Genomic DNA, 14,120 nt, shown 5'->3' with positions numbered 1-14,120 from the left:
GGTGCCTCAAGAATGATCAGAATTTCTGAGCGCTTCGACGTTAGATCTAATGGACCAACCGCCATCCCGCCCGCCAACGATTTCGGTTCCCATCTGCGGATACCGCAAAGGCGTTATTGGTGCGTACGCCTGTGGGGAGTGGCTTTCACGAACCAAGCCTTGGTGAAGCCACCGGTTCGGTCTTTCGAGCCGTCATCCCGCGCGCTGTCCTTGCCATGCCTATGTGGACAGGTTTTCAGGAGTAATCAACCAACCCACTATCCCCACACAAACCAACGCCATTTCCTACAAACAATTAAGGCCTGAAGGCGCAGACAATAGACAAGCTAACACCTACGATAAACCCATCCACACTGGATACGATCAAGTTACTACTGAAGCACGCACCTCGCTTAACAACGAGATAATAAGCAACACATTTCTTGCCACACACTAGATAGCCATATGCAACCAACTAGCGGACTTGGGAAACAAGCTCACTCGGTCTAACCGCGTAAAAACCCTATACATACGCTTATATACACATCAAGAATTAAATAAATTTAAGGAATATCATGAAAAAATTATTGATCGGCGTCGCAGTTGCTACCTCCCTGCTGGGACTGTCAATGACCTCTCAAGCAGCGGAAAACTGCCCTGCTGTCTCGAAAATCGAACAGGTCTCGCCCGGTGTATATCGGGCGAGTGGCAATGACGGCGAGTGGACCGGCGTACTGCAAGGCGTTGTGACAAAGAAAATGCCTGTGCAGTCCTTTGACCTGGCCATTGCTATTCAAGAGGGTGCAGACGCACCTCAGATGTTGCAACACTGCACCTACAACATCGGTGGGCGCGAGGCGCTGGACATGCGTTTCATCGCTAAAAACAATAAGGATTTCACTATAAAAACTGCAGGCAATGCCTGGAAGAAAGAAGATGGGCCTTTTGGTCTTGTCTATAACGTGTGTGAAAAAACATCAGCTGAAAACTGCAAGTTCACTGTCGTTCAGTAACACGAAATAACTCTGTCGCTCTTCAGCGAGCCTGCAATGGCTCGCTGAAGAGTCACTCACGTCAGATCATGCAAATCCTTGCCCAGTGCAGGCATGACCTCGAAATGAGAGAACACCACCTCCAGCCCTCCCCGCTCCGGGCTGCAGCACATTGGGCCTACGGCATAAGACTCACTCACGGGAAATGGTGCCAGGCGCAGCAGCGGCCAGCGCAGCCCGTCGCTGGAGTGCTGAATGCGCAGCACGCCCTTGGCGACGGTGACTCGCAGCCAGAGCCCGGATGACGAATCATCAAACGCGCCGGTTGCCCAATCGGATTGTCCGCAGGTTAGAACGCTGCCCAGCATCAGGGCTCCGTCGCTGACTTCAACGCCGGCTTTGACCCAGTTACGCTCGTCAATGCGGACCATCAAGCCCGCCTGATCGTAAAGTGTCTTGAAATCACCCTGCACATGCACTTGCGCAGTGAAATCACCGGTCACCGAAACACCCAGAAAATGACCGGTGTCGCGGCAGAAACCGTAGTGCGTTTGCTGCCAGAAATCGGTTTGCGGGTCTGTGGTGACTATCAGACGCTCGTCCGTCACGCTGCAGTGCCGGGGTTGGTTCAGCCAGATGCCTTTGTCGAACATGTCGCCTCCTGTGTGGGGTTGTCGAGGGTGATCGAGGGTTTACTGACCTCATCTACTCCATATGCATGGACACCTTCCCAGCAATCAAAATCAACCGACAACACAGATATCTGACCACACCCTAAAACCTCAAGCACCTCACCCGCCCAAAAAAAAACGACATTTCCTACGTCCCAACCCCCCCCCACACCCTTGCCACCCCATCCCTGCCACGCTAACCTCCCCGCCGTTCGCTGCAAAATCAGCGGCTGGGTTTGGCGACCCAAAGAAAAGACAAAAATACGCTCCATCGCGAAACAGCAGATCCTGTCGGCCTGCATGTCGCGCTATGGCGGCTGTGCGCGGGAGATCTTCGGGTCTGCCGGGGTTTGTCTTTTTGCCCGGTTCGCCAACCTGCACACAGCTGCCACCCAATGTTTGGCGACAATCCGTGGCGGCTCTCGATAACCAAAAAGAGCGTCACCCATGCGAAATATCGTTCTCAGAAACACCCATATCCCCCATTTCGAAGCCACCCTCTTCCTCCGCCACAGCCGCACCCTTCGCGCCATTTTCACAGAGTCTCAAGCCTGGTTCTGCCTCGCCGACCTTGCCCGTCTGATGGGCAGGGCGCTGGATGAGCGTGCCACGCTCAAGCTTGATGCGGATCAGCGTCGCGAGGTCTGGCTGGAAGCTCATGGCGAGTGCCAGCGGCAGTTGATGATCAGCGAGTCCGGCGTGCTGGCGCTGCTGGTTCATCATTACGTGCCGGAGAACCGCGCGCTGCGTCAGTGGCTGACGCATGAGGTGCTGACGACCTTGCATGATCAACAGAACGTCACGCTGGATAACCCCAGAATGAGTCAGCTGCAATGGCCCGGCACGTCGCTGAGCGTGCTGCACTGGCGCAGCGAAACCTGGGTTCGCTTGCGCGACATGCCGAATGTGGTGGCCGAGGCAGCGCCCCGGCCAAAGCGGCCGTTATGGCGCAGGGTGTTGAAGCGCATCAACACAATGCGCAATGCCGCCTGACCGGTACTGCCTGAACCCCGTTGACACCCTTCCCACCAAAAAACATGATGCATCCACCCTAAAAACCGGAACGCACTCATGAGCGACAAGAAAAAGCTTTTGCTGACTGGCGCAAGCCGGGGTATCGGTCATGCCACGGTCAAGCATTTCAATGCCGCTGGCTGGGAGGTGTTTACGGCGTCGCGGCAGAACTGGGTCGCTGACTGCCCCTGGGCTGAAGGTCTGCTCAACCACATTCACCTGGACCTGGAAAATATCGACAGCGTCAGCGAGAGCATGGCAGCGATCAAGGACAAGCTCGGCGGGCGGCTCGATGCGCTGGTCAACAATGCAGGCGTTTCACCGAAGACCGAGGACGGCGGGCGCATGGGTGTGCTGGAGTCGGACTACAGCACCTGGATCAAGGTGTTCAACGTCAATCTGTTCTCCACCGCGCTGCTGGGTCGGGGCTTGTTTGACGAGTTGAAGGCAGCCAAGGGCAGCATCATCAATGTCACCTCGATCGCCGGCTCGAAGGTCCACCCGTTTGCGGGGGTCGCCTACGCCACGTCCAAGGCGGCACTGTCGGCGCTGACCCGGGAAATGGCCTTCGATTTCGGCCCGCACGGGATACGGGTCAATGCCATTGCGCCGGGTGAAATCGATACATCGATTCTGTCACCCGGCACCGCCGAGATTGTCGAGCGGCTGGTGCCGATGCACCGGCTGGGCAAGCCCGAGGAGGTCGCCTCGCTGATCTACTTCCTGTGTACGGCTGGCGCGTCCTACGTGAACGGTGCGGAGATTCACGTCAACGGCGGCCAGCACGTCTGACTCAACGTGTGCCGGAAACGCTCTCCGGCACGCGTCGCACGCCCAGGCGACTGATCCACACCGACGCCACGATCACCCCGCCGCCGATCAGCAGGCGGGTGAAGTCCTCATGCTGGTTCCAGATCAGCAGATTGATCAACAACCCCAGCGGCACATGCAGGTTATTCATCACCGCCAGTGTGCCGCCGTTGACCATGCACGCGCCTTTATTCCACCAGTACATGCCCAGCGCCGTCGAACACAGGCCGAGAAATAGCAGCACGATCCATTGGGTCGGTGCTTCCGGCAGGTGTTGCGGGTTGCCGAACATCAGGAACGCGGGCAGTACCACGGCCAGTGCGCCGAGGTAGAAATAGCCGAAGCGTCGGTAATGCGGCAGGTCGCTCGGGTAACGCGCCACCAGATGCTTGTACAGCACCTGCCCGGCGGCGTAGGTGAAGTTGGCCAGTTGCAGGAGCAGAAAGCCGCCAAGGAAGTCGCCGTCCAGGCCATCGTAACGAATCACGCCAGCGCCCAGCACCGCGACCACTGCCGCCAGCAATGCCCAGGGGTTGAAGCGCCGGTTAAGCGCATCTTCGATCAACGTCACGTGCAGCGGCGTGAGGATGGTGAACAGCAGCACTTCCGGCACCGTCAGCACCCTGAAGCTCAGGTACAGGCAGACATAGGTTACGCCGAATTGCAGCGCGCCGATCAGCAGCATGCTGCGCATGAAGCGGGGTTCGACCTGACGCCAGCGGGTCAGCGGAATGAATACCAGACCCGCCAGCACCACGCGGACCAGCACCGCGAAATAGCTGTCGACGTGCCCGGCCAGATAGACACCGATCAGGCTGAACGAGAACGCCTGAATCAGTGTGACGAAAAGTAGATAACCCATGCCCGCCCCCCATTTTTGAAGGGCGCGACCATAGCGGTTGCGTCACTTACTGTCCACTCGGCGGCCGCCGCTTTTTGACGCCAACCCGTCGCCGCGCTCCGCGTTACCCGTCACAAATATGACAGTCGCATTATTGACGTACATGTCGTCGGTTTCGACGAAAATATAGCCTATATCGGCAACTTTTCCACAGAAAAAGGTCTTATCATCCCGACGCTGCAATATTGACTCAATTCATCCACATTCGTCGTCGCCTGGAGTAACACCATGATATTCAACACAAAAGACTTCGGAGCACTGGGCGACGGCGTCACTGACGATACGGCAGCCATTCAGGCCGCAATCGACGCAGCCGCTGCGGCAGGCGGCGGTGAAGTGGTCATGGGGGCCGGAACGTACGTCGTGTCCGGTGGCGAGGAGCCTTCAGATGGCTGCCTGATGCTCAAGAGCAACGTCACCCTGTCGGGCGCAGGCATGGGCGAGACGATCATCAAGCTCGCGGATGGCTCGGACACTAAAGTGACCGGCATCGTGCGCTCGGCCTATGGCGAAGAAACCCACGACTTCGGCATGAAGAACCTGACGCTGGACGGTAACCGGGACGCCACCACCGGCAAGGTGGACGGCTGGTTCAACGGTTACATTCCAGGCTCTGATGGCAAGGATTCGAACGTCACCCTCGACAGCGTCGAGATCAAGGATTGCTCGGGCTACGGCTTCGACCCGCACGAGCAGACCGTCAACATGGTGATCAAGAACAGCGTGTCGCATGGCAACGGTCTGGATGGCTTCGTGGCCGATTACCTGAGCGACAGCGTGTTTGAAAACAACGTTGCGTACGACAACGATCGTCACGGCTTCAACGTGGTCACCAGCACCCACGACTTCACCCTGAGCAACAACGTTGCCTATGGCAATGGCAGCACCGGCATCGTGGTGCAGCGCGGCAGCGAGAACATCCCCTCGCCCGCCAACATCACCATCACCGGCGGCGCGGTATATGGCAACGCAGCAGAAGGCGTACTGATCAAGCTGTCCAGCCAGGTTTCGGTCAGCGGCGTGGACATCCACGACAACGGCAACGCCGGCGTGCGCATTTATGGCAGTTCCGGGGTGGATATCTTCGATAACACCCTGAGCAACAACGCGCTGGGTTCAGCGGTTCCGGAAATCATCATTCAGTCCTACGACGACACCACAGGCGTGTCCGGCAAGTTCTTCAGCGGCAGCGACAACCTGATCCGTGGCAACACGATCACCGGCAGTGACAACTCCACGTACGGCGTCGCCGAGCGTAACGAAGACGGCACCGACCGCAACAGCATCGTCGGCAACACCATCAGCCACACCAGCAAGGGGCTGACCCTGGTGTATGGCGATGGCAGCTTTGCAGGTGATGCATTCCCGCTGGTGACCGTCAATGGCACCGAGGGCAACGACGTCATTACCGGTGGCGCAGCCCACGAGCAGATCTTCGGCCTGGCGGGCAAGGACACCCTGAACGGCGGTTCGGGTGACGACATCCTGGTCGGCGGTGCCGGGGCCGACAAGCTCACCGGCGGCGCGGGGGCCGATACCTTTCGCTTCGATCAGTTGACCGACAGCTACCGTACGGCGACCACCAGTTCCACCGATCTGGTCACCGACTTCGACATCAGCCAGGACCGCATCGACCTGACCAACCTGGGCTTCACCGGGCTGGGCAGCGGCAAGGGCGGTACGCTGAACATCAGCTACAACGCCACACTGGACCGCACCTACGTCAAATCACTCGACGCCGATGCCAGCGGCAATCGCTTCGAGCTGGGCTTGAGCGGCAATCTGAAAGACACGCTCAATGCCAGCCACTTCATCTTCCAGCATGTCGTGGAAGGCACGGCGGGCGGCGATACCCTCACCGGCACCGACGGCAATGACGTGCTCAATGGTAATGCCGGTACGGACCGTATCGATGGCGGCGCGGGCGCCGACACGATCACTGGCGGAGCCGATGCCGACACCCTGACCGGTGGCGCAGGCGCGGACCTGTTCATCTACAACTCGCGCCTGGACAGCTATCGCAATTACACCGCCAGCGGCACCAAGCAGAGCGACACGATTACCGACTTCAACCCGGCCGAAGACCGCATCGACCTGTCCAGCATCGGCCTGCGCGGCCTGGGCGATGGCAGCGCCAACACCATTTACCTGTCCGTCAATGCCGACGGCAGCAAGACCTACATCAAGACCGATGCGGTCGACAGCACAGGCAATCGCTTCGAGATCGCCTTGCAAGGCAACCTGGCCGACAAACTCAGTGCGTCCAACTTCATCTTCTCCACCGCAGCCGCCGCCAATCAGGCGCCAGTGCTCAATACGCCGCTGATGGACCAGAACATCACCGAGCTGAAGGCGTTCTCCTACGCCGTGCAGCCCGGCAGCTTCAGCGACCCGGACAGCAACACGCTGACCTACAGCGCCACCCTGGCCGATAACAGCGCCCTGCCCGACTGGTTGAAGTTCGACAGCAAGACCCTGACCTTCAGCGGCACACCGGGCGGCACGGCATCCGGGCTTTACTCGGTATTGCTGACCGCGAGCGACGCGACCGGTGCTTCGGTGGCCGACAGTTTTGCCATCAACGTGGGCAACGTGACACCGGGGATCCTCACTGGCACAGAGAACGCCGAGGCGCTGTACGGCACCGAAGGCAACGACACGATTCTGGGCCTGGGCGGTGACGACACGCTGCGCGGCGATACCGGCGCCGACATCATCAACGGTGGCGCAGGACGCGACGCCCTGTACGGTGGCGCCGATGGCGACACGTTCGTCTACAGCGCACTGACCGACAGCTACCGCGATTACGACGCTGGCGGACTGACCGCCACCGACACGATCTATGACTTCACCCCCGGCCAGGACAAGATAGACGTCTCCGCCCTGGGCTTTCTGGGGCTGGGCAACGGCGAAGATCACACGCTGTACATGACCCTCAACGAAACCGGCGACAAGACCTACATCAAGTCCGCCACGGCGGATGCCGACGGCAATCGCTTCGAAATCGCCCTGAGCGGCAACCTGATCGACACCCTCACCGATGCGGACTTCGTATTCGGCCAGCGTGAGGCGCAGGAGATTCTCTACCTGCCGACGCTGGGCCAGTCCAATGCGCGCCTGCTGCGCATGACCGAAGACGATAACCAGTCCGGCACCTCGGAAATGGTCAAGGACCTGACTCGCTACACCGATTACGACGTGCGCAGCCAGTTCACCGACGCCAACGGTGATGGCATCGACCTCGCCGTGGGCGGCAGCACCGTGGTCGGCTACTCGACCGGCACTCAGGATGAACAGCGTGTTTCCTGGTGGCTGGTCGACACCGATGAGCCGGGCCCTGCGCTGTTGCGCGCCACCGAGTTGCTCAAGTCGCAACTGGCGTCGCTGACCGCCATCGACAAAGTGACCACCGGGATCATCTGGGGTCAGGGCGAAGAAGCCGCTCAGGAAATCGCCCGCGCCACTGACAAGCAGGCGGCGGCCGACCTGTACAAGGCCTCGACCCTGAAAGTGTTCGACTACTTGCACGCGCAGATCGGCGATTTCACCGTGTACATCGCCGAAACCGGGCACTACCAGACCGACGCCGCCAAGGCGCGCGGTTACACCGAAGAAAAGATCAACGCCATTGTCGAAGGCACCGGGTACGTCAGAAGCGTCCAGGAAGCCATCGCCACTGAGCGCGCCGATGTCAAGCTGGCGGTTGACTACACCGACCTGCCCCTGCGTTACGAGGTCAACCCGCTGGTTTACCCCGATGACGTCTGGCACTTGCATGAAGAGTCCGCCGAGATCGTCGGCCAGCGTCTGGCCGATTTCATCGCCGATGACCTGGGCTTTCATGGCAACGCCGCTGACAACAACGACCCGGCGGCCATTTTCGAGAGTGGCCAGAACGAAGGCGGCCACATCTTCGGCACCAGTGACGACGACACGCTGGTCGGCAGTTCCGGCAATGACGTGCTGGACGGCGATCAGGGCGCGGATGACATGAGCGGCGGCGATGGCAACGATATCTACGTGGTCGACAACGCTTTCGATACCGTCACCGAAAGCAACGACTCGCCCTCGCAGGTGGACACCGTGGTATCGTCTGTCAGCTGGACGCTGGGCGCCAACGTGGAGAACCTGGTGCTTACCGGTGTGTCTGCCATCAACGGCACCGGCAACGCCGTGAAAAACGTCATCATCGGCAATGCCAGCAACAACATTCTCGACGGCGCTGCAGGTGCCGACATGCTGACCGGCGGCGATGGATCGGACAGTTATTACGTCGACGATGCCGCCGACCGGGTGGTCGAGACCAATGCCGATGCCAAAGCGGGCGGCGTCGATACGGTGTACAGCTCGCTGGCCAGCTACACGCTGGGGGCCAATCTGGAAAACATCGTCATCAACAGCACCGGAGCCGCCAACGCCACCGGCAACGCCCTGGATAACCTGATTTATGCAGGCGCTGGCGACAACGTCATGGACGGCCGCGACGGCAATGACACCGTGTCGTATCTGTTCGCCACCGCCGGCGTCACCGTTGCGCTGAACACCAGCGCCCAGCAAGCCACCGGTGGATCGGGCCTGGACACACTGAAATTCACCGAAAACCTGATCGGCAGCCAGTTTGCCGATACGCTGACCGGCAACAAGAACGCCAACACCCTGAGTGGCGGCGATGGCAACGACACCTTGTCCGGCGGCGCGGGTGACGACGTGCTGATCGGCGGATCAGGCGCGGATACGCTGATCGGCGGCACCGGTGCAGACCACTACGTGTTCAACAGCAGCAGCGATACGGGCCTGGGCGGACTGCGCGACATCATCAATGGCTTCAAGACAGTCGAAGGCGACAAGCTGGACTTCTCCGGCTTCGATGCCCGCCCGCTGACCGATGGCCACGATGCCTTCGTATTCATCGGCAACGCGGCGTTCAGCGCCAACAACAGCGGTGAACTGCGTTTTGCCGACGGCGTGCTGTACGGCAACATCGATGACAACGTCGGTGCGGACTTCGAAATCCAGCTCACGGGCGTGCAAACGCTTCAGGCCGCCGACATTATTGCCTGATCGTCCCAAAGCACATAACGCTTAAACAGCCCTGGAAACGGGGCTGCACCCTCAGAACATCTGCAAGAGCGACCGGGGTGAGTGACATCCCCCACAACCCCGGTCCTTCACCAACGCGTTGCACAAAAACGCGAAGCCTCTGTGCCCCTACCCATAAATTTGTCTTATCCATAAGAGCGCTCTACTCTCAGGCGGGCTGACAGCTGAGCCTGATTCGCAGCTTTATGATGCTGCGATTGAATCGGGATGAGACGTCGAGACTCTTGCCTGCGCCGACCTGCACACGTCGGGTGCGCGGTGCCTCCGGCCCGTTGATGAACACCACCGAACATTTGGCGTCTACTTCACCGTAGTTGTTGACGGTGATTGACCCGGTATCGTGATAGACGTCGTGGGCAACATAATCGATCTTCACGTCCTGGTACTGTTTTTCCACCTCAATGGGGTACGCCAGGGCCGTCACCGGCAACATGACCAGCAGCGCACAACACAGTCGATTCATTCGGCAATCTCCGAGTCGGGATTGTCAGAGTAGAACAATAAGCCCGTATTTAAAGAGGAATTACAGCATGAAAGCGCCCCGCGTGACTCTCGACCAGTGGCGCACATTGCAGGCCGTGGTCGATCACGGTGGTTTTGCTCAGGCCGCCGAAGCGCTGCATCGCTCGCAGTCCTCGGTGAGTTACACCGTGGCGCGCATGCAGGAACAGCTCGGCGTGCCGCTGTTGCGTATCGACGGGCGCAAGGCTGTGCTGACCGAAGCCGGTGGCGTACTGCTGCGCCGCTCGCGGCAACTGGTCAAGCAGGCCAGCCAGCTGGAAGACCTCGCGCACCATATGGAACAGGGCTGGGAAGCCGAAGTGCGCCTGGTGATCGACGCGGCGTACCCTTCGGCACGTTTGGTCAAGGCGCTGACCGCATTCATGCCACAGAGCCGCGGCTGCCGGGTGCGACTGCGTGAAGAAGTGCTCTCCGGCGTCGAAGAGGTCTTGCTCGAAGGCGTGGCGGACCTGGCCATCAGCGGCTACAGCATTGCCGGGCATCTGGGCACCGAGATGAGCTCCGTCGAGTTCGTCGCCGTCGCTCACCCGGACCACGCCCTGCATCAGGCCAATCGCGAGCTGACCTTTCAGGACCTGGAAAGCCAGTTGCAGGTCGTCATCCGTGATTCGGGCAGGCAGCAACCCAGGGACTTCGGCTGGCTGGGTGCGGAACAGCGCTGGACCGTCGGCAGCCTGGGCACCGCCGCGACCTTCGTCAGCAACGGCCTGGGCTTCGCCTGGCTGCCGCGGCACATGATCGAGCGCGAACTGCGCGAAGGCTTGCTCAAGCCCCTGCGCCTGGACAAGGGCGGCAGCCGCAACCCGACCTTCTATCTTTACTCCAGCAAGGACCGGCCGCTGGGCCCGGCGACGCAGATTCTGATCGATCTGATCCGCAGCTTTGACACGACCCCGCTCACCGCTGCACCCGGCACGCCGCAAAATGCCTGACAGGCGCAGGCACGTGGCGCTCTTCACTGTATGCAGCACTTCAATCTCACGCGGCTGGAATTCATCGCCAGCAACGCAGTCTGAAATCCTATGCGGCCCATGGACGTGCAGCCTGATCGCCTGAAGTGCTGCAAACCCGCCAATACGCTGGGCAAAAAAAGCCAAACGTGGTTACCTTGCCGGTCACAGTCGATATCTCTTAATGAAGGACGTGTTGCCACATGCTGAAAAAAATCGCTCTCGCCGCCTGCTCCGTGCTGTTCGCCGCTAACCTGATGGCTGCTCCGGATAAAGCCACGCACGTGGTACTCGACACCAGTTTCGGCCAGATTGAAATCGAACTCGCAGACACCAAGGCGCCGGTCAGCACCCAGAACTTTCTGGGCTATGTCGACAGCGGCTTCTACACCAACACCATCTTTCACCGGGTGATTCCGGGCTTCATGGTGCAGGGCGGTGGCTTCACCCAGCAGATGGTTCAGAAGCAGACCAAGGATCCGATCAAGAACGAAGCCCAGAACGGTTTGCATAACGTGCGTGGCACCATTGCCATGGCGCGTACCTCGGACGTGAACTCGGCCACCAGTCAATTCTTCATCAACACCAATGACAATGCCATGCTCGACAACGGCGCGCGCGACTTCGGTTACGCGGTGTTCGGTAAAGTCGTCAAGGGTATGGACGTCGTCGACAACATCGTCAACGCCCGCACCACTACTCAGAAAGGCATGCAAAACGTGCCAATCGACCCGATCCTGATCAAGTCCGCCAAACGCGTCAACTGATCGGGAAACCTGCACCGCATGAGGCCTTCGGGCTTCGTGCGGTCCGGACGGGAGAGCCTCCACTTATCAAGGAGAACCCACGTCGCGTGGGTGTGATAGCCAATGCTTTATCGTCGTTTCGAAAAACTGATCGATATCTTCAAAGACGCTCCTACCGCTGCCCCGCCCAATACCGTCTTCGCGTTTTACCTCTACTACCTGCGTCAGGTGTGGCCGACGTTCACCGCGCTGCTGGTGGTCGGGCTGATCGGTGCGCTGATCGAAGTGTCGCTGTTCAGCTACCTGAGCCGCATCATCGACCTGGCGCAAACCACGCCGCCGGAGAATTTCTTCAGCATTCACGGTTCCGAGCTGATCTGGATGGTCGTCGTCGCCCTGCTGCTACGGCCGATTTTTGTCGGCCTGCATGACCTGCTGGTCCACCAGACGATCAGCCCCGGCATGACCAACCTGATTCGCTGGCAGAACCACAGTTACGTGCTCAAACAGAGCGTCAACTTCTTCCAGAATGACTTCGCCGGGCGTATCGCTCAGCGCATCATGCAGACCGGCAACTCATTGCGTGATTCGGCCGTGCAGTCGGTGGATGCGCTGTGGCATGTGCTGATCTACGCGATCAGCGCCATGGTGCTGTTCGCCGAGGCCGACTGGCGCCTGATGATCCCGCTGGGTACCTGGATCGCGGCGTTCATCCTCTCGCTGATGTATTTCGTGCCGAGGGTCAAGCAGCGCTCGGTGGATTCGTCCGATGCGCGCTCGAGGCTGATGGGCCGCATCGTCGACGGCTACACCAACATCACCACGCTCAAGCTGTTCGCCCACACCAATCACGAGCAGCAGTACGCTCGCGAAGCGATGCGCGATCACACCGAAAAAAGTCAGCTGGCTGGCCGCGTGGTCACCTCGATGGACACCACCATCACCACCATGAACGGCATACTGATCGTCACCACGACCGGTCTGGCGCTCTGGCTATGGACCCAGTCGATGATCTCGGTAGGTGCGATCGCACTGGCCACCGGTCTGGTCATCCGCATCGTCAACATGTCCGGCTGGATCATGTGGGTGGTCAACGGCATCTTCGAGAACATCGGCACCGTGCAGGACGGCCTGGAAAGTATCTCGCAGCCCGTCACCGTCAATGACAAACCCGGCGCCCTGCCGCTGAAGATCGAAAACGGCGGCGTCCGGTTTGACGGCGTCGATTTCCATTACGGCAATGGCAACGGGATCATTCACAACCTCAACCTGGACATCAAACCGGGTGAGAAGATCGGCCTGATCGGGCCTTCCGGCGCGGGCAAGTCGACGCTGGTCAACCTGCTGCTGCGCATGTACGACGTGCAAGGCGGGAGGATCCTCATCGACGGCCAGGATATTTCCGAAATCACCCAGGAAAGCCTGCGCGCGCAGATCGGCATGATCACCCAGGACACCTCGCTGCTGCACCGCTCGATTCGCGAGAACCTGCTGTATGGCAATCCGCACGCAACTGATGAACAGCTCTGGGAATCGATCCACAAGGCCCGCGCCGACGAGTTCATCCCGCTGCTCTCGGACTCCGAAGGTCGCACCGGCTTCGATGCCCATGTCGGTGAGCGCGGCGTCAAGCTGTCGGGCGGTCAACGCCAGCGTATCGCGATCACTCGCGTGCTGCTCAAGGACGCGCCGATCCTGATCATGGACGAAGCCACCTCGGCACTCGACTCGGAAGTCGAAGCGGCGATTCAGGAGAGCCTGGAGACGTTGATGCAGGGCAAGACCGTGATCGCCATCGCGCACCGCCTGTCGACCATCGCGCGCATGGATCGCCTGGTGGTTCTGGAGAAAGGCCAGATCGCCGAAACCGGCACTCACAGCGAACTGCTGGCGCATGGCGGGCTGTATGCGCGGTTGTGGCAGCATCAGACGGGTGGGTTTGTAGGCGTGGATTGATAGGGCGAGGCTGCCGGCCTCTTCGCGAGCAAGCTCGCTCCCACAAGATCTGCACAAGCCATAAAATCTTCAGGGGCATTGATATCCCCGCTACCCCGCCTGCCGGTCAGGTGTACACCGCACTTGTGGGAGCCAACTGCTCGCGAAGAGGCCCGTGCAGTCGCTGGATGTCTTCTGGATAGCTGCTCACCTGTCGGTCAGGTGTACACCGCACTTGTGGGAGTGAGCTTGCTCACGAAGGTGCCAGTGCAGTCGCTGAATGTCTTCTGGGTAGCTGCTCACCTGTCGGTCAGGTGTACACCGCACTTGTGGGAGCGAGCTTGCTCGCGAAGAGGCCCTTGCAGTCGCTGAATGTCTTCTGGATAGATACTCACCTGCCGGTCAGGTGTACACCGCACATGTGGGAGCGAGCTTGCTCGCGAAGAGGCCCTTTCAGTCGCTGGATGTGTTCTGGAGTGCGAGGCCACGGCCGGAGAGGT

General features: G+C 59.8%; 10 protein-coding genes. 7 read left to right on the top strand and 3 right to left on the bottom strand.

The features are described from left to right. Nucleotides 1-554 precede the first annotated feature (554 nt). Nucleotides 555-992 (top strand): DUF3757 domain-containing protein, encoded by a 438-nt coding sequence (locus tag GE543_RS24235; RefSeq protein WP_178118667.1) that lies wholly within the window; start codon nt 555-557, stop codon nt 990-992. Nucleotides 993-1,048: 56 nt separating this feature from the next. Here GE543_RS24235 and GE543_RS24230 read toward each other — a convergent pair whose 3' ends face one another. Then, the gene (locus tag GE543_RS24230; protein ID WP_153222542.1) at nt 1,049-1,624 is read right to left on the bottom strand and encodes a DUF1349 domain-containing protein; all 576 of its coding nucleotides are present in this window, start codon (nt 1,622-1,624) and stop codon (nt 1,049-1,051) included. A 465-nt stretch (nt 1,625-2,089) separates the two neighbouring features. Between GE543_RS24230 and GE543_RS24225 the strand changes: the two genes are divergently transcribed. Both GE543_RS24225 and GE543_RS24220 read left to right on the top strand, forming a co-directional pair. Beyond that, the gene (locus tag GE543_RS24225) at nt 2,090-2,635 is read left to right on the top strand and encodes a Bro-N domain-containing protein (protein WP_153222541.1); all 546 of its coding nucleotides are present in this window, start codon (nt 2,090-2,092) and stop codon (nt 2,633-2,635) included. Between the two features lie 78 nt (nt 2,636-2,713). Then, nucleotides 2,714-3,448 carry an SDR family NAD(P)-dependent oxidoreductase gene (locus GE543_RS24220; protein ID WP_003314465.1) on the top strand — a complete coding sequence of 245 codons (735 nt, stop codon included), beginning with the start codon at nt 2,714-2,716 and terminating at the stop codon, nt 3,446-3,448. A 1-nt stretch (nt 3,449) separates the two neighbouring features. Here GE543_RS24220 and GE543_RS24215 read toward each other — a convergent pair whose 3' ends face one another. After that, complete coding sequence (locus tag GE543_RS24215) at nt 3,450-4,328, bottom strand: carboxylate/amino acid/amine transporter (protein WP_003418418.1); 879 nt, start codon at nt 4,326-4,328, stop codon at nt 3,450-3,452. Between the two features lie 267 nt (nt 4,329-4,595). Between GE543_RS24215 and GE543_RS28035 the strand changes: the two genes are divergently transcribed. Next, complete coding sequence (locus GE543_RS28035) at nt 4,596-9,428, top strand: M10 family metallopeptidase C-terminal domain-containing protein (RefSeq protein WP_153222540.1); 4,833 nt, start codon at nt 4,596-4,598, stop codon at nt 9,426-9,428. Between the two features lie 187 nt (nt 9,429-9,615). Here the strand turns inward: GE543_RS28035 and GE543_RS24205 are convergent, their stop codons facing one another. After that, entirely contained in the window at nt 9,616-9,930 is a 315-nt protein-coding gene (locus tag GE543_RS24205; RefSeq protein ID WP_003314461.1) for a hypothetical protein, read from the bottom strand. Between the two features lie 67 nt (nt 9,931-9,997). Between GE543_RS24205 and GE543_RS24200 the strand changes: the two genes are divergently transcribed. The 3 genes from GE543_RS24200 to GE543_RS24190 all read left to right on the top strand — a co-directional run bounded on the left by GE543_RS24200 (nt 9,998) and on the right by GE543_RS24190 (nt 13,641). Next, nucleotides 9,998-10,921 carry a LysR family transcriptional regulator gene (locus GE543_RS24200; protein WP_003418424.1) on the top strand — a complete coding sequence of 308 codons (924 nt, stop codon included), beginning with the start codon at nt 9,998-10,000 and terminating at the stop codon, nt 10,919-10,921. A 221-nt stretch (nt 10,922-11,142) separates the two neighbouring features. Next, a complete protein-coding gene (locus tag GE543_RS24195; RefSeq protein WP_100072401.1) occupies nt 11,143-11,706 on the top strand; it encodes a peptidylprolyl isomerase in 564 nt (187 codons plus the stop codon). 102 nt (nt 11,707-11,808) lie between these two features. After that, nucleotides 11,809-13,641 carry an ABC transporter ATP-binding protein gene (locus tag GE543_RS24190; RefSeq protein ID WP_003412816.1) on the top strand — a complete coding sequence of 611 codons (1,833 nt, stop codon included), beginning with the start codon at nt 11,809-11,811 and terminating at the stop codon, nt 13,639-13,641. Nucleotides 13,642-14,120 lie beyond the last annotated feature (479 nt).

It is taken from the genome of Pseudomonas sp. SZ57 (assembly GCF_009495975.1).
GTDB classification, from domain to species: domain Bacteria; phylum Pseudomonadota; class Gammaproteobacteria; order Pseudomonadales; family Pseudomonadaceae; genus Aquipseudomonas; species Aquipseudomonas syringae.
This window is presented reverse-complemented; position numbering and strand designations above follow the sequence as displayed.

Coding starts and splice junctions, on each gene's coding strand:
- GE543_RS24220 (WP_003314465.1), top strand. CDS start 2,714: ATGAGCGACAAGAAAAAGCTTTTGCTGACTGGCGCAAGCCGGGGTATC.
- GE543_RS24200 (WP_003418424.1), top strand. CDS start 9,998: ATGAAAGCGCCCCGCGTGACTCTCGACCAGTGGCGCACATTGCAGGCC.
- GE543_RS24190 (WP_003412816.1), top strand. CDS start 11,809: ATGCTTTATCGTCGTTTCGAAAAACTGATCGATATCTTCAAAGACGCT.
- GE543_RS24235 (WP_178118667.1), top strand. CDS start 555: ATGAAAAAATTATTGATCGGCGTCGCAGTTGCTACCTCCCTGCTGGGA.
- GE543_RS24195 (WP_100072401.1), top strand. CDS start 11,143: ATGCTGAAAAAAATCGCTCTCGCCGCCTGCTCCGTGCTGTTCGCCGCT.
- GE543_RS24225 (WP_153222541.1), top strand. CDS start 2,090: ATGCGAAATATCGTTCTCAGAAACACCCATATCCCCCATTTCGAAGCC.
- GE543_RS28035 (WP_153222540.1), top strand. CDS start 4,596: ATGATATTCAACACAAAAGACTTCGGAGCACTGGGCGACGGCGTCACT.
- GE543_RS24230 (WP_153222542.1), bottom strand. CDS start 1,624: ATGTTCGACAAAGGCATCTGGCTGAACCAACCCCGGCACTGCAGCGTG.
- GE543_RS24215 (WP_003418418.1), bottom strand. CDS start 4,328: ATGGGTTATCTACTTTTCGTCACACTGATTCAGGCGTTCTCGTTCAGC.
- GE543_RS24205 (WP_003314461.1), bottom strand. CDS start 9,930: ATGAATCGACTGTGTTGTGCGCTGCTGGTCATGTTGCCGGTGACGGCC.